We start from the raw sequence: 16,555 nt of genomic DNA on the forward strand, positions 1-16,555 counted from the left end.
TGCAAGCAGCAGTTAGCGCAGGTCAGAAGAGTAGCTGGGCTACCGAATAGATGATCAGGCCGGCCAGCGACCCCACCACGGTGCCGTTGATCCGGATGAATTGCAGGTCACGACCGACATGTAGCTCGATGCGCCTGCTGGCCTCGTCGGCGTCCCATCGCTCGATGGTTTCGGTGATGATCGCTGTGATCTCCACCCCATACTCGGAGACCAGGTGTTGGGCGGCCCGCACGATCCAGTTGTCGACCTTGTCGCGCAGATCAGAGTCATCGCGCAGCGATTCGCCGATGTGCACCACCGTGTCCGCGATGCGTGTTCTCAGCGCCGATGACGGGTCGTCGACCGATTCCAGGATGATCCGCTTGGCCGCACTCCACGCCGTCTCGGCGGCCCTGGCGACCTCCTCGCGGGCCATGATCTGATCCTTGACGTTCTCGGCGCGCTGGATCGTCGCGTCGTCGTGCTGCAGGTCATCGGCGAACTCGAACAGGAACCGGGTGGCTGAGCGCCGCAATTCGTGGTCAGGGTTGCGCCGGACCTTGTCGGTGAAGTCCATCAGTTCGCGGTGGATGCGGTCGCCGACGAGGTGGTCGACCCAGCGCGGCGACCACGTCGGCGAATCACGCTCGACGACCCGTTCGATGATGTCCCCCGCGTTCAACGACCACTGAAACGCGCGGTCGGCGAGCAGTTGCAGCAATGCTTCCTGGCGCCGCTCGGCGAGCAGCGTGGCTAACACCCGACCGATGGGCGGCCCCCACTGCGGTTCGGCGATGCGCTTGACGATCATCCGATCCAGCACGTGCTGCACGTCCTCGTCGCGCAGCATCTCCACCAAAACCCTTAGCACCGTTGATGTTTCGGCAGCCACCCGGTTGGCGTGCGAGGGCTCCGATAGCCACTTGCCCAGCCGGCCCGCCACTTCCGCGTCGCGCAGCTTGGTCTCCACCACTTCCGGCGACAGGAAGTTCTCCCGCACAAAGGTTCCGAGGCCCTCGCCGAGTTGGTCCTTCTTGCGCTTGATGATCGCGGTGTGCGGAATAGGGATGCCGAGCGGATGCTTAAACAACGCAGTGACCGCAAACCAGTCTGCGAGCGCACCGACCATGCCGGCCTCGGCGGCGGCTCGAACATATCCAACCCACGGCGCGGCGCCGTTCGACTGCGCCCACGTGCAGAGCAGGAAGATCACCGTCGCGCCGAGCAGGAAACTCAGCGCGACGAGCTTCATTCGCCGCAGCCCGCGACGGCGCTCCGCGTCGGCGACGGTGTCGGCACCGGCCAACGACTCAGCGAAGCTGCGGGTCGTGCCAGGGACCGGTCGATGTGCCACGCCTCCATAGTCCACTATGTCGCCGCTGGGCCGTCGTCCCGTACAGCCCGGTTACACATAAACACCGTATTATCGAGTCGAACTAGGGAACGGATCACGGCAACAGTGGCACAGCAGACTCCGGCTCGGACCGTCAAAACGGACGGTCGTAAACGACGCTGGCATCAGCACAAGGTCGAGCGCCGCAATGAGTTGGTCGACGGCACCCTCGAGGCGATCCGCCGGCGGGGCAGCAACGTCAGCATGGACGAGATCGCCTCCGAGATCGGGGTGTCGAAAACGGTGCTCTACCGCTATTTCGTCGACAAGAACGACCTGACGACCGCGGTGATGATGCGGTTCGCCCAGACCACCCTGATCCCGAACATGGCCGCGGCGCTGTCGTCGAATCTCGACGGCTATGACCTGACTCGCGAGATCATTCGCGTCTACGTCGAGACGGTGGCCGCCGAACCAGAGCCGTATCAGTTCGTCATGGCGAACAACTCGGCCTCCAAGAGCAAGGCCATCGCGACCTCCGAGCAGATCATCGCACGGATGCTGGCGGTGATGCTGCGCCGCAGGATGATGGAGGTCGGCATGGACACCGGCGGTGTCACACCGTGGGCCTACCACACCGTCGGCGGCGTCCAGTTGGCTACGCACTCGTGGATGAACGACCGACGAATGACGGCCGACGAATTGATCGACTACCTGACGATGCTGTCGTGGAACGCGCTGCGCGGCATCGTCGAAGTGGGCGGTTCATTGCAGAAGTTCCGCGAACAGGACCATCCGTCACCGGTTTTACCGCCACAATTACTGGCTCATGAGTAAGCCTGCGGCTTTTCCCCCGCACTGGACGCACGAACCCCACGACTACTTGGTTTATCGAGAAGGCGAGAAGATCGCGGACCTCGACACCAGCGCCACGCCTGGCTTCAAAGGCAAGAAGAGCGACGCCGCCGAAATCCAGCCCGAGCGCAACGCGCGCTTCGCGGAACTGCAGGAGATGCTGTACGCCAGTAGCAAGACAGGTGGCGACCATCGCTCACTTCTGCTTGTACTACAGGGAATGGACACTGCAGGCAAGGGTGGCATCGTCAAACACGTTGTGGGAGCGGCGAATCCACAGGGTCTGCGTTACCACGCGTTCGGCGCGCCGACGGAGGAGGAACTCAAACATCACTACCTGTGGCGGATCCGTCGTGCGCTGCCTCCGCCCGGCCACATCGGTGTGTTCGACCGATCTCATTACGAAGACGTGTTGATCGTTCGCGTGCGCAACCTGGTTCCGCCGGAGGTGTGGGGCAACCGCTACGAGGAGATCAACCGGTTCGAGCGCAAACTCGTCGCCGACGGCACCACGATCATCAAGGTGGCGATGTTCGTCTCACTCGACGAGCAGAAGCGACGGCTTGCCGCCCGACTCGACAGGCCGGACAAGTACTGGAAGTACAACCCTGGCGATGTCGATGAGCGTCTGCTGTGGCCGTCCTATCAGGAGGCGTACCAAACGATGCTGGAGCGGACGTCGACCGACGTCGCACCGTGGCATGTGGTGCCGTCGGACAAGAAGTGGTACAGCCGACTGGCCATCCTCGAGTTGTTGATCGAGGCGCTGGAGAGTCTCAACTTGTCCTGGCCGCCAGCCGATTTCGACATCGCCGCGGAAAAGAAGCGGCTGGCCAAGGCCTGAGGCGAGACTGTGACTCAGAAGAGCGCCGGCGTGATGACCGGCTTCCCCCCACCGCCCGAACGACGGATCACCGTAGCGAACTGGCAACACCCCGATAACCTGCGCTGGGCCTTTCGGCACATGCGTGAAATCATCCCGACCCACCTGATTGCGGCCCGAACCGGCAGTCCAACCCTGCTGACCAAGACGGAGACCGAGGTTGGCAGTCCCGTCGTCCTCCGGCTGGATGGAAGCTCGTCAAGCGCCGAGGAGATCTTCGCGGACACATTCACCGACGCAATATTGATCCTGCACCAAGGTCAAGTGGTCGACGAGCGTTACTCCGCGGGAATGACCGAGACGACCAGGCATCTGGTGATGTCGGTATCCAAGTCCGTTGTCGGATGCGTCGCCGGGGTTCTGGTGGCACAGGGCCTGCTGGACCCGCAGGCGCCTGTGACGGCCTACGTTCCCGAGGTCGTCGAGTCGGGGTACGGCGGGGCAAGCGTGCGCGATCTCCTCGACATGCGTACCGGCGTCGCGTTCCGGGAGACGTATACGGCCGCCGATTCTGAGGTCCGGGTCATGGAGCGGTCCATGGGATGGGCACCGCCACTGGCAGCCGACCCTCGGGGCGGCTACGCCTACCTGGCAACCGTCGGCCGCGACGGACCGCACGGCGGCACCTTCACCTACCGCTCGGCCGATACCGACATGCTGGGGTGGGTATGCGAACGCGCCGCAGGCGAACGGATGGCCGATCTGATTTCGACGTTGATCTGGCAGCCGATGGGGGCCGAGTTCGATGCCGAGATCACCTGCGACCCAGTGGGAAGCGCGGTCCACGACGGCGGCATTTCAGCGACGCTTCGCGATCTCGGCCGGTTCGCCCAGATGATTCTCGACGACGGACTCGTCGAAGGCAGGCAGGTGGTACCCGCAGGCTGGCTGGCGGACGCGTTCGCCCCACCACCGGGTGTGCGAGAGGCGTTCGCCCACACCGAAAATGAGCCAATGCTGCCCGGTGGCTGGTACCGCAACCAGTTCTGGTTCTTCCGCAACGAGGTGGGCCCGATCTTGCTCTGCCTGGGAATCCACGGGCAGCTGATTTTTGTCGACCGATTCTCCCGAACAGCGATTGTCAAGCTGTCATCCTGGCCGGACGCGCAGAATCCAGCACATCTGGCCAACACCCTGCGGGCGTGCGGGGCCATCGCGGCGAATTTGTCAGCCCGCGCGGCGACCGAGGTGAACCCGTAGCGTCTGTCCGCCGCCCCGAAACAGTTTCCTAAAACGCAAATAGTGCGTCCGTATTTCGATGAAAACCGCCCTAGGCTGGGCTGATCGGCGCATGCTCAGTAGTTACCCACTGCATATGGGTGTGTCGCCGGCTGCGCCGAATGGGGGCAACCGACGACATTTCGGTTGCTAGGGAGCCGCGATGATCCAGACGTCCCATCGGCTCGAGCCGCCGCCTGCCGGCAAGCTCCAGCACGCGACGAGGATCCTACGGCGCGACCAAGGCGTGGACGGCCCAGACCGGCGCGCGATCATGACCTACCGCCATCGCCGCTACTAAACGCGTTGGTCTTCAGGGGGATTCGTGACTCGAGACGCCGTCGGGATGGGCCGTCCGAAATGGACAGACAGGCGGCTGACTGCACGCCGCCAGCCCGGCTGAACAGGAGTAGTGATCGCCGTGTCGGAAAAGAAGGTAATCCACAACATCATCGGCGGAGAGATCCAGCCCGCATCCGACGGCCAAATGATGGACATCGTGAATCCGTCGACGGGCGAGGTGTACGCGTCGGCGCCGAATTCGTCGGCCAAGGATGTCGATGACGCCTGCCGCGCGGCGGGGAAGGCATTCGAGAAGTGGCGGTGGTCCACCCCGAGTGAACGACAGCGTGCTCTACTGAAACTGGCCGATGTCATCGAGGAGAACGCCGAGCAACTCGTCGCGATCGAGAGCGAGAACACCGGCAAGCCGATCTCACTCACCACGTCGGAGGAAATTCCGCCGATGGTCGATCAGATACGGTTCTTCGCCGGTGCCGCACGGGTTCTCGAAGGACGATCGCAGGGCGAGTACATGCGAGGGTTCACGTCGTCGATACGTCGCGAGCCGGTGGGGCCGGTCGCGCAGGTCGCGCCGTGGAACTACCCGATGATGATGGCGGTGTGGAAGTTCGCTCCCGCGTTGGCGGCGGGCTGCACCGTCGTGCTCAAGCCGTCGGACACCACACCCGCATCGTCGTACTGGATGGTGGAGAAGATGCAGGAGATCTTCCCGCCCGGCGTCTGCAATTTGGTATGCGGTGACCGCGACACGGGTGCCGAGCTGGTCGCGCATCCAGTTCCGCAGATGGTGTCCATCACCGGGTCCACCCGCGCAGGCATGGCCGTCGCGACCGCCGCGGCCAAGGACGTCAAGCGCGCCCACCTGGAACTCGGCGGAAAGGCGCCGGTAATCATCTTCGACGATGCCGATATCGAGGCGGCGGTCGAAGGGCTGACAGCCGCAGGCTATTTCAACGCCGGACAGGACTGCACCGCCGCGACGCGCATGCTGATCCGAGACGGCATCTATGACGAATTCCTGTCCGCAATGACCGATTCTGTGCGCAACACAAAGACCGGCTACGACCCCGCTGACGAGGGCATCCTCTTCGGCCCCATCAACAATGCCAACCAGATCAAGCACGTGTCGGGCTTGGTGTCACGCGCACCCGAGCATGCTCGAATCTTGGCTGGCGGCAAGCCGAAGGAAGGCTCGGGGTACTTCTACGAGCCGACGCTGATCGCCGATTTGCACCAGGGCGACGAACTGATCCAGACCGAGATCTTCGGCCCCGTCGTCACCGCGCAACGGTTCAGTGACGAGGAACAGGCGATCGCGTTCGCCAACGGAACTGAATACGGGCTCGCGTCATCGGTCTGGACCAAGAACGTCGACACCGCTGCGCGACTTGCGGCGCGACTGGATTTCGGCTGCGTGTGGATCAACACCCACATCCCGCTGGTGGCCGAGATGCCGCACGGCGGCTTCAAGCATTCCGGTTACGGCAAGGACCTGTCCATGTACGGACTGGAGGACTACACGCGGATCAAGCACGTCATGCATCACCACGGCTTCGAAGGTTGAGCTCGGCACCCGACAAGAGGAGTTAAGTCACCATGTCGCAAGGCGCACAGCAGATTGCCCATACGTCGTCTCCGCACTTGTCCCGACAGCTCGGGGTGTGGGCGATCGTCGGGTTGGGGCTCGGATACATGACCCCGATGACGATCTTCGACACGTTCGGAATCGTGTCGGACGAGACGAATGCGGTGGTGCCGCTGGCATATATCTTCGCGCTGGTCGCGATGGTGTTCACTGCGATCAGCTACGGCCGGATGACACGTGTCTATCCCTCGGCCGGATCGGCGTATACCTACGCGTCCGAATCGATCCATCCGAACTTCGGGTTCCTCGTCGGGTGGTCATCGCTGCTCGACTATCTGCTGCTCCCGATGGTCAACGCGGTCATCGGCCGCATCTACTTCGAGTCGTTCTTCCCGCAGGCCCCGTCATGGGTGTTCGTCGTGGTGTACGTCGCGGCGATCACCGCTCTCAATTACTTGAGCATGAAGGGGACGTCTCGGCTCAACGGAATCCTCGTGGTGTTCCAGGTTGTGCTGATCGCCGCGTTCGTCGTCCAGGCGTGGCTCGCGCTACGCAATGGCATGGGCGCGGGCACGGTCTTCACGCTGGACCCGCTGTACCACGAGGGCGTCCAAATGTCGGCCGTCGTGGCGGGCGCCACCGTCGTGTGCTTCTCGTTCATCGGGTTCGATGCGATCACGATGTACAGCGAGGAGGCCAAGTCGCCGAACGAGGTCCCGAGAGCGATCGTCCTCGCACTACTCATCGGCGGGGCGATCTTCTTCGTTGCGGCGTGGTTCAGCCAAGCCGTGTTCCCGACACTCGAGGGATTCGAGGTCACCGACGACACCCTTCCCGAGATGGCGCTGAAGGTGGGCGGCCAGCTCTTCAAGATCTTGTTCGTCTCGGCCGCCCTTGCCGCCGTGGTCGCCTCGAGCCTCTCGTCGCATGCCAGCGTGTCCCGCATGATCTACGTCATGGGCCGCAACGGCAGGGGCCGCATCCCCCGGTTCCTGTCACACATCCATCCGCGGTTCCACACCCCGACGCACGCCGTGCTCATCGTCGGCATCGTGTCCCTGCTGGCCGTGAAGTTCACGCTCGAGTTCGTCGCGTCGATGATCAACTTCGGCGCCCTCATCGCGTTCACCGTTGTGAACCTGACCGTCATCGTGTTCTACGCGTGGCGCATGAAGCAGCGGAAAACACCCAAGGAGATCTTCACCAACATCGTGCTGCCGTTCATCGGCATGTGCCTCACTGGCGTGCTCTGGATAAACCTGCACTTCGAGGCCCTCAGGAACGGCATCATCTGGCTCGCGATCGGGATCATCCTGCTCCTCTACATGACCCGTGGCTTCCGCTCGCCGCTCACGATGAAGATCGAGGAGCAGACCCTGGCCGAGGAGGGCACGCCCGTGCCGCACGTCAAACATGGTCAATATTGACCGGCTAGCCGGTCTGCCTCAGCAGTCGTACCCGTTGCTCAGTGCAAGTGCGCCGCGTACTCGGCGGCGAGGTGCTCCGACGTGCCGGTGTGACACGTCCCGCCCTCGGCTTTCGGCGAAGGGGCGACATCGATCGACGGGTTCTGGTCGAAGAACCCGAAAGGCTTCAGCCAGAACGAAACAGTGTCGACCGGCATGATCGGCCACTCCTCCACACGGGTGATGTGGTGGAGGCCGAAGACGTACCAGAGCACGACGTCGGCGTTCTCAAGCGGTGCGTCGTCCTTGATCCACTCCGTCATCCCGGTGTCAACGGTGGACTGCGTCGGATACTTGCCGCACGGCCAGCGTTCGTCCTCGTCGTGCCGTGTGACCCACAACGTGTGACCGATCACCGGCGCCCGAAGGTATTGCGGCGTAGCTGGATCCATCATGGCCGGGAACGCCGCACCGGGAACAAGTTTGTAGGCGACCGGGGTGCCGTGCCGGTTCAGCTTGTCCGGGTTCATGACCTTCCAGCCGCGCTGGGTGTGCCAGTTGTAGTCGCGGGCGCCGCTCGCCTCGGAGGTGATCGGCGTCGACTGGGTGATCAGCGCGAGACCGTAGGGGTTCTCGTCGGACACCGGAGGTGCGACGGAGTCGACCTCGACGACGGTGTTCGCCGAACCGTCGACATCCAGGTCCAGGCGGGCGACCAGGAAGTGCTGATGGAAGGGCGCGTAGGTGCGGTTGTCGACGACGGTGCCGTATGGCGGCGCAGCCTCGCCCTCGGCGAAGGGGCTGGTGACCATGATGCCGGAGGCACGAACCTCGCACTCGATGTTGCCGTCCTGGTAGAAGCGCCAGTAGACGAGGTACTCGTAGTTCGCGACGGTGATGTGGCAGGAGATCACCATGCGACGCTGGCGCCGCACCTCGGCGCCGGTCACCAGATCGACGTGCTTCCACAGCACCGCGTTGTCCTCTTCGTGTAGGCAGATCGCGTTTTTGATCTCGTACGGTGCGCCCGTGGAGTCGTGCATCACCGCGTCGACGTAGCGGATCTCGCCGAGACAGTCACAGCCGAGTTCCAGCGAGGTGGTCATGAACCCCAGCCCCCACTCGCCGATGTCATAGGCCGTCCTGCGGTAGTGGTCGAACGTGGGGTCGCGGTAGGGCACCACCATCTCGGCGAATGACATGCGGTAGGCGATGTCACGCCGCACCCCGTGGTCGTCATAGGCCACCTGATAAAGCACCGGACCTTCGCGATGGTTGAAGCCGAGGCGCATCGACCAGTTCTGCCAACGCAACTCGGTGCCGTCGACGGTGAAGGACGTGCCCTCCGGCTGGCTGATGTGCAACGGTTTCAGGTCGGTGCGCTGCTCGCCCTGCCACGGCCCGGGCACGTATTCGCCATTCACTGTCGGCAGTCCGACGTCGTGATGATCTTCGATTTCGAGGAGTTCGAACGTGTTCATGTCCACGACGACCTTCAAACCCGAGATCGGGTGCGCGTACGGGTTGCCTTCAGGGGTCTCGCGGACCCATAGATCGCACCACCCCAACCGGCGGTCCCGGTACTTTTCCGGCATCAACGCCTTGCCATACGTCCAGACGTCGACGATGACGGCGCTCATGTCGGTGATACCGCGCTCGCGCAGTTTGGCGATCACGTCCGGGTGCTGACGAAGCGCCTCATTGACTTCGTGGAACTCGTCGACGGTGAAGTTCGGCGTGACGTCGGGAACGTGTTTGATCGACAGGAGCGTATCGCCGGTCAGGTCGACAGTTGCTTCGTAGGTCTTGTTGTCCAGGCGATTCCACACCACCGCGAACGAATGTCGCGGGATCGGGTCCCCGACGCGCCAGGCCAGCACCGCTTGCTTGCTGGGTTCCACCAGTTCAATCGAAGCGAACCGGAAGCTGTCGGTCACCTGCCCGTCGCGGCGCAGGATTTCGGCAGTACGCGTGAACTCGTCTGCACTCAATGGTTCTAGCGGATGTAATGCCATGGCCGACCGCGCTTTCAGACCCGCATCCCCCGACGGTCGAAATGGCTACCCGCGCAAGGGTGCGGCCGGCGAGCCCGGGCCTCTCACCGAGCCAGGACGACCGTTTCCAACAGGGCGAATATATCTCGTAAGAAACCCTGAACGGCGCGAACTGCAATGTTCACATGGATAAGCCGCGCCGGAAGGCCAGCAGGTCGCGCGCTTTGAATGCCAACCACATTGCGGCGCGGGTATCGGCGGACTCGAGATCGCAGCCGGTCAGTTCACCGATTCGCCGCAGGCGATTACGCATGGTGTGTCGGTGGATGTTGAGCTTGGTCGCCGCGGTCTCTACCTGGCCGTTACAGCCGAGGAAAGCTTCCAGCGTGTCGAGCAGGGCCTGATCCGCGGCTTCGCTGTCGAGGGGACGAAGCGGGCGCGCCAGGAGCTCCAGGTCACCCCGGTTTCGCGCACCCAGAACCACCCCAAGAATGTCGAGTTGATCGGATTCGCCAAATCGGCCGTCGTCCTGCGCCCGGGCACTGGCTCTGGCCTGATGGAATCCGAAGTCCAAGTCACCCAAGGATGTTGGTCGGCTCTGCCCGCCGCCCAGTTGTCGCCCGATCTGCACGCTGAGCGTGCGGTGGATTTCACGACCCTTTCCGCCGTGCTCCGTCGGCAGCACAATGACGATCTCGTCACCGATCGAGGCCATCAGGTACGGCACGTCTCCACCCACCAGCATGTCGGAGACGTGTGCTTCAGCGGGTAGCAGCGCGCCGACGCTGGTCAGCACCACGACGATGACGTCACTGTCTGGGTCGAAACCGAAATATCGGAGCAGGCCGGGGTCAACGGACCGGGGTTCGTTGAGGAGACCAAGCGCGACCGCGGAGCGGAGTCGTTGTTCGGCATCGATGACCTTGGCGGGTTTCTCGAGTTCGATGGCGATCAATGAGAGGGCATGCGCAACAAGGAGCCGGTCGGATGCGGAGAGCGCGACATGGGAGCGCACTGCGAGATGCCCGCGCACGGTCTCGGCCGCACGCACGGTCTGAATGGTCAAAAGGTCTGCACCATCGGCAATCACGCGACTGGCGTGGCGACGACCGCTGCGGGGCCGCATGTTTCGTGCCGTTTCGGCAGCGATCGCTGTGACATGCTCGGCATCGGGACCGGACACCGCGAGCGGCCGACCGTCTGTTCCGACGACGACAGCGGTCGCCGATAGCGCTTGGCTGAGCGCGGCCACGACACCCGGTACGCCGTCGCGCAGGGTGGCGCGGGCGAACACCTCCTGCTGATCAACGACGCGTTGAACTGTGCGGAGCTGATCGGCCGTCAGTTCGTCAATGACGACGCGGGTGATGGCGATGAACGGCGTGCCGGCAGGCACTTGCAGAATCGGAAGCCCGAGGGCGTCGCCCGCTGCCAGCACGCCGTCCGGGACATGATCGAAATTCGTACCCGTATCGAAAGCCAGCGCTACGGCGCCCACCGCGGACAACCGCGCGACATATTCGTATTGCTCGTCGTTCGTCAGTCCCATCTGCAGGCCGGTGGTCATGACGAGTTCACCGCCAGACAGGTACGGAGTGGGATCGGCGAGCTCGATGGCATGCGCCCAACTGATCACCCGGTCGGCATTCTCGCGTCCGGCCACCAGCGTCAGGCCGAGGTCTTTGTGTTCGGCCAGGCGGCGCACGGTGATCGCCATGTCTAGACGCTACTTCACGGCAGGCACCGCGCCCGCGACTTGCTCGCAGCGAGCGGACGGGTGCACCGCTGACTCACCCTGGGTCTGCGTTGCCGAGAGTGGGCGGGGCACTCCGATAGCTGACCGGAGTCTCGGACAGCGAAATGGGGTTGGCGACTTGTGGTGTGGCACTTGCCGGTACGGGCACCGAAACGGTCAGGCCGAGCCGTTCGGCGAACGCAAACGCCTCGGCGACGTTGTTGATCGGACCCGTGGGCACGCCCACCGCTGTGAGCGCCTCGTACCAGTAGTCGGCACCCCGGGTCTGCAAGGCCGCACCGAGTGTTTCGGCGAGGACATCGCGATTGCGGACCCGCTGCGGGTTGGATACGAACCTGGGGTCATCGGCTAGCCACGGCAGATCCACGGCATCGGCCAACAGCTTGAACTGCTTGTCGTTGCCAACGGCCAGCGCGATTGGACGGTCCGCGGTGGGAAACGTCTGATAGGGCGCAATGCTCGGGTGCCGGTTGCCCATGATGCCGGGGACCGATCCGGCGCCCAGGTAGCCGGACGCCTGATTGACCAGTGACGACAACAGCACAGAAAGCAGGTCGGTGTCGACCCGCTGGCCCTGCCCGGTTCGCTCACGGTGGGCAAGTGCGGTCAGGATGCCGACAAGAGCATGCATGCCCGCCAGGACGTCGACGAGCGCAACTCCGACCTTGGTGGGCTCACCCGGGCCGGGGCCGGTCACGCTCATCAGCCCCCCGACCGCCTGCACCAGCAGGTCGTATCCGGGCAGGGCGGCACCCCGCTCGCGGCCGAACCCGGTGATCGAGCAGTAGATCAGATCGGGCTTCGACGCACGCATGGTTTCGTAGTCGAGACCGAATCGCTCCATCGTCCCGGCGCGGAAATTCTCCACCACGATGTCTGCGGTGGCCACCAGTTCGCGGGCGCGATGTTGGTCGTAGGGATCGGTCAGGTCCAGCACCAACGATCTCTTGTTGCGGTTGACTGCGTTGAAATACGTTGCCACGCCTTCAGAATCGTATGGCGGGCCCCATTCGCGAGTGTCGTCACCTACCTGTGGGCGTTCGATCTTTATGACGTCTGCGCCGAAGTCCCCGAGCATCATGGTGGCGTACGGGCCGGCCAGCACGCGGCTGAAATCCACTACGACGAGACCATGTAGGGCACCGGCATTCATACGCGCGCCGATCCACCGCGCATATAAACCGTCGTGGTCTGGGTGAAGAATTCCCTTGCGGCGGTGCCCTGCTCCTTAGGACCCAGACCGCTCTTCTTGGCACCACCGAACGGCACATGCGGGTCAGCGCCCGCGGATTCGGAGTTGACGTGCAGGACGCCAACGTCGATCTGCTCGACGGCCTGTAGCGCGCGCGTGAGGTCTTGGGTGAATAGTGCTGCCGAAAGCCCGAATTCACTGTCGTTGGCAAGTTGGAATGCCTGCTCGGCATCGGTGACGCGGCGCACCGCTAGTACGGGGCCGAACAGTTCCTCGGTCCAGACGTCGGCGGGTTGGGAGTTCAGTTCGACGATGGTCGGCGCGACGAAGTATCCGTCCGACAAGGGGGCCTCGGCGTAGGGCCGGCCGCCGGCCAGCAGCGTGCAACCCTGTGCGGTCGCTGTTTCGATGCCGGCAGAAATGTTCTGGAACGCCGAATCGTTGACCACTGGGCCCATCTCGGTGTTGTCGTGGGTGGGGTCACCGACGATGAGCGCGTCCGCACGTGCTCGCAGTGCATCGAGGAACTTCTCGGCGATGCCGTCGGTGACGATCAAACGCGAAGTGGCCGTGCACTTTTGGCCGGCCGAACGAAACGCTCCCAGCATGACCTGCGCCAACGCGAGGTCGATGTCGGCGTCGTCGAGGACGATCGCGGCGTTCTTGCCGCCCATTTCGGCCTGGACCGGCACTCCGCGGCGGGCGGCGGCCGCCGCGATGCGCCGTCCTACGCCTGTGGATCCGGTGAAGGTGATGGCGTCCACCCCATCGTGGCCGACCAAGCTGTCACCGAGGTATGACCCGCCGATGAGCAGGTTGAGGACACCTGCGGGCAGACCGGCAGAACTGAGCGCGTGCGCAAGCCGCATCGCCAGCAGCGGCACTGCGCTGGCCGGCTTCCACACCACGGTGTTGCCATAGACCAAGGCGGGGGCGATCTTCCATGCCGGGATCGCGATAGGGAAGTTGAACGGGGTGATGACGCCGACCACTCCCACCGGTTTGCGCGTCACCAGGATCTGTTCACCGTCCCGCGGCGAGGCGAAAATCTCCCCAGTCTGGCGGTCGCCTTCGTTGCCGTAGTAGCGCAGGATCTGGGCGGCGCGCCGCACTTCGGCCACGCCTTCGGCCTTCGTCTTACCTTCCTCGGCGGCTAGCTCGAGACCCCACTCAGCGGCGTTGCGCTCCACGACCGCAGCCGCCTCCATCAGCACGGCACCGCGCTGATGGATCGGCGTGGCCGCCCACGCCAATTGGGCCTCGGTGGCGGCGGTCAGCGCGGAATCGAGTTGGCAGTTCTCGGCTGATCGGCCCTCGGCGACGATCAAACGCGGATTGGCTGGGTTGATGCTGTGCAACATTGCACCGCCGCCCGGTAGCCATTGGCCAGCGATCAGGTTGCGCAGCTCCACGGATGTCGTCATGGTCTCTTTACCCCAACTCGATCGGTTTATCGGAAAGCGGACTCGCCGGTCAACGCGCGACCAATTGACAGCAGATGCATCTCGGAGGTGCCTTCGTAGGTCAGCACCGACTCCAAGTTATTGGCATGGCGCAGCGGCGAATACTCCAACGTGATACCGCTGCCGCCCAGCAGGGTGCGGCACTCGCGCGCGATGCTCAGCGCCTCGCGCACACTGTTGAGCTTGCCGAGGCTGACCTGCTCGGGCCGAACGCCGTCGGCGTCTTTGATGCGACCGAGATGCACCGCCAGCAGTATGCCCTTGCCTAGTTCCAGGGTCATATTGGCGAGCTTCTCCTGGGTCAGCTGGAAGCTGGACAGCGGCCGGTCGAACACTTCGCGCGCCTGCGTGTAGGCGATCGCGGTCTCCAGGCTGTCACGGGCAGCACCCATGGCGCCGAACACAATCCCGAACCGGGCTTCGTTCAGGCACGACAGCGGAGCAGACAGCCCTCGGGCATGCGGCAGCTGAGCCGACGCGGGCAGCCGCACGTTGTCCAATACCAGTTCCGACGTCACCGAGGCCCGCAGGGACAGCTTCTTGTGGATCGTGTTCGCGGTGAACCCCGGGGTATCGGTGGGCACCAGAAATCCGCGGACACCCTCGTCGGTCTGTGCCCACACCGTGGCCACATCTGCGAGGTTGCCGTTGGTGATCCACATCTTGGTGCCGTTGAGCACCCAGTCACTGCCGTCGCGGCGGGCACGGGTGCGCATTCCGGCAGGGTTGGACCCAAAGTCGGGTTCGGTCAACCCGAAGCAGCCGATGGCCTTCCCAGCGGCCAGCTTTGGCAGCCATTCCCGCTTCTGCTCCTCCGACCCGTACCGGTAGATCGAGAACATCGACAGTGATCCTTGTACCGAGACGAAGCTGCGGAACCCACTGTCGCCGGCTTCCAACTCCAGGCATGCCAGGCCATAGCTGACCGCGTTGGTGCCGGCGCAGCCGTAGCCGTCCAGGTGCATCCCGAGCACGCCCAGTTCGCCGAATTCCCTTGCCAATTCCTTTGGCAACGTCGCCGATTCGAACCACCCCTCGATGTTGGGCCGAAGTCGGGTGTCGACGAATTTGCGCACCGTGGCTGCGATGTCGCGTTCGTCGTCATCGAGCAGCCGGTCGATGTCGAACAGTTCCAGTGGTGCCGTGTTGGTGTTGGCCAACGGTGCGGTCGTGGTGGTCATTGCGTACTTCCTAAAGGGTGTGGAACGCATCGCGGAGCACCGCGAGCGCCTCGAACAGCAGGCCGTCGGTTATCGTCAGCGGCGGCAGGAACCGCAGTACATTGCCGAATGTTCCTGCGGTCAGGGTCAATACGCCGTTGGCCTGGCAGTACCGAGTGATCGTCGCTACCGCCTCGCGGTTTGGGTCGCGAGTGCCCGGTACGACCAGTTCGGCGGCGATCATCGCACCGCGGCCGCGGATCTCCCCGATCACGTCCGTCGAGGTGGCGATGTCGCGGAGCTCGCGAACGAGTATCTCTCCGATCGTCTGTGCCCGGGCCAGCAGCTGATGGCTCTCGATTTCGTCGAACACCCCAAGTGCGGCGGCGCACGCCACGGGGTTGCCGCTGTACGTCCCGCCGATCCCACCAGAGTGTGCGACGTCCATGACGTCGGCGCGACCGGTCACCGCGGCCAGCGGTAAGCCGCCGGCCAGACCCTTGGCGGTGGTGATGAGGTCCGGGACGAGTCCTTCGTACTCACACGCGAACCACGCTCCGGTGCGGGCGATCCCGGTCTGCACCTCGTCGGCGACCAGCAGGATGCCGCGGTCGCGGCAGAAGTCGGCCACTCGCCGTAGGAAGCCGTCGGCGGGCACGATGAAACCGCCTTCCCCCTGAATCGGCTCGGCCACCACGCATGCCACGGAGTCGGCGCCGATTTGGGAGTCGACCATCTGGGCGAACTGACTGAAGGCCTCCTCAGCGCAGTTCGCCGGTCCCGACGGCCAGCGGTACGGATAAGCCATCGGCGCCCGATAAACCTCAGGTGCGAACGGACCGAAACCATGCTTGTACGGCTGGTTCTTGGCTGTCATGGTCATAGTCAGCAGGGTGCGGCCGTGAAAAGCATGGTCGAAAACCACCACGGCGGGCCGCCTGGTGGCCGCCCGGGCGTACTTCACCGCGTTCTCCAGCGCCTCGCTGCCGGTGTTGAACAATGCGGTGCGCTTCTCGTGGTCGCCGGGTGTGATCCGGTTCAGCGTTTCAGCCACCTCGATGTAGGGCTCGTACGGGGTGGCCAGAAAGCAGGTATGGGTGTACCGCGCCAACTGGTCCGATGCGCGCGCGACAACATGGGGAGCCGAGTTACCGACCGTGGTGACCGCGATGCCGCTGCCCAGGTCGATGAAGGAGTTGCCGTCGACATCGACGAGAACCCCGCCGCCGGCCGCGGCCGCGTATACATCGGCGCTGCTGTTCAGACCGGCCGGCACTGCCGACCGGCGCCGTGCGGCCAACTCCAGCGACCGTGGTCCCGGCACCTCGGTGACCAAACGCCGCGCCTGATGCAGATGCGCGCCGCCGGCCACCGTGTCCACTGCCGTCATAGCAATCGTCCCTCCAGTCGAGTCACCGAAATGGTAGG

General features: G+C 64.0%; 12 protein-coding genes. 5 read left to right on the forward strand and 7 right to left on the reverse strand.

The window, feature by feature from the left end:
• Positions 1-22: 22 nt before the first annotated feature.
• Positions 23-1,351 carry a DUF445 domain-containing protein gene (locus C1A30_RS21385; RefSeq protein ID WP_369974204.1) on the reverse strand — a complete coding sequence of 443 codons (1,329 nt, stop codon included), beginning with the start codon at positions 1,349-1,351 and terminating at the stop codon, positions 23-25.
• An 87-nt stretch (positions 1,352-1,438) separates the two neighbouring features.
• On the opposite strand from C1A30_RS21385, the gene C1A30_RS21390 reads away from it, so the two are divergent.
• From C1A30_RS21390 to C1A30_RS21410, 5 genes are all read left to right on the forward strand, one after another.
• On the forward strand, positions 1,439-2,149 hold the full coding sequence (locus tag C1A30_RS21390) for a TetR/AcrR family transcriptional regulator (protein WP_101950417.1): 711 nt from the start codon (positions 1,439-1,441) through the stop codon (positions 2,147-2,149).
• Positions 2,142-3,011: a polyphosphate kinase 2 family protein gene (locus tag C1A30_RS21395; protein WP_101950418.1), complete on the forward strand. Its 870-nt coding sequence runs from the start codon at positions 2,142-2,144 to the stop codon at positions 3,009-3,011. The genes C1A30_RS21390 and C1A30_RS21395 overlap by 8 nt, the downstream gene beginning before the upstream one ends.
• A gap of 9 nt (positions 3,012-3,020) precedes the next feature.
• Positions 3,021-4,250 (forward strand): serine hydrolase, encoded by a 1,230-nt coding sequence (locus tag C1A30_RS21400; RefSeq protein WP_142392638.1) that lies wholly within the window; start codon positions 3,021-3,023, stop codon positions 4,248-4,250.
• A 439-nt stretch (positions 4,251-4,689) separates the two neighbouring features.
• The gene (locus C1A30_RS21405) at positions 4,690-6,135 is read left to right on the forward strand and encodes a gamma-aminobutyraldehyde dehydrogenase (protein WP_101952782.1); all 1,446 of its coding nucleotides are present in this window, start codon (positions 4,690-4,692) and stop codon (positions 6,133-6,135) included.
• 32 nt (positions 6,136-6,167) lie between these two features.
• A complete protein-coding gene (locus C1A30_RS21410; RefSeq protein ID WP_101950420.1) occupies positions 6,168-7,583 on the forward strand; it encodes an APC family permease in 1,416 nt (471 codons plus the stop codon).
• 38 nt (positions 7,584-7,621) lie between these two features.
• Here C1A30_RS21410 and C1A30_RS21415 read toward each other — a convergent pair whose 3' ends face one another.
• From C1A30_RS21415 to gabT, 6 genes are all read right to left on the reverse strand, one after another.
• The gene (locus C1A30_RS21415; protein ID WP_101950421.1) at positions 7,622-9,577 is read right to left on the reverse strand and encodes a primary-amine oxidase; all 1,956 of its coding nucleotides are present in this window, start codon (positions 9,575-9,577) and stop codon (positions 7,622-7,624) included.
• 160 nt (positions 9,578-9,737) lie between these two features.
• Entirely contained in the window at positions 9,738-11,273 is a 1,536-nt protein-coding gene (locus tag C1A30_RS21420) for a PucR family transcriptional regulator (protein ID WP_101950422.1), read from the reverse strand.
• Between the two features lie 73 nt (positions 11,274-11,346).
• Positions 11,347-12,465, reverse strand: coding sequence for a CaiB/BaiF CoA-transferase family protein (locus tag C1A30_RS21425; protein ID WP_101950423.1), 1,119 nt, complete (start codon positions 12,463-12,465; stop codon positions 11,347-11,349).
• Positions 12,462-13,928, reverse strand: a complete 1,467-nt coding sequence (locus C1A30_RS21430; protein ID WP_101950424.1) for an aldehyde dehydrogenase family protein — start codon at positions 13,926-13,928, stop codon at positions 12,462-12,464. Before C1A30_RS21430 ends, C1A30_RS21425 begins: the two co-directional genes overlap by 4 nt.
• Positions 13,929-13,954: 26 nt before the next feature.
• Positions 13,955-15,148 carry an acyl-CoA dehydrogenase family protein gene (locus C1A30_RS21435; protein ID WP_101950425.1) on the reverse strand — a complete coding sequence of 398 codons (1,194 nt, stop codon included), beginning with the start codon at positions 15,146-15,148 and terminating at the stop codon, positions 13,955-13,957.
• Between the two features lie 10 nt (positions 15,149-15,158).
• On the reverse strand, positions 15,159-16,517 hold the full coding sequence (gene gabT / locus C1A30_RS21440) for a 4-aminobutyrate--2-oxoglutarate transaminase (protein ID WP_101950426.1): 1,359 nt from the start codon (positions 16,515-16,517) through the stop codon (positions 15,159-15,161).
• Positions 16,518-16,555: the final 38 nt, after the last annotated feature.

This window comes from Mycobacterium sp. 3519A (genome assembly GCF_900240945.1).
Lineage (GTDB): Bacteria > Actinomycetota > Actinomycetes > Mycobacteriales > Mycobacteriaceae > Mycobacterium.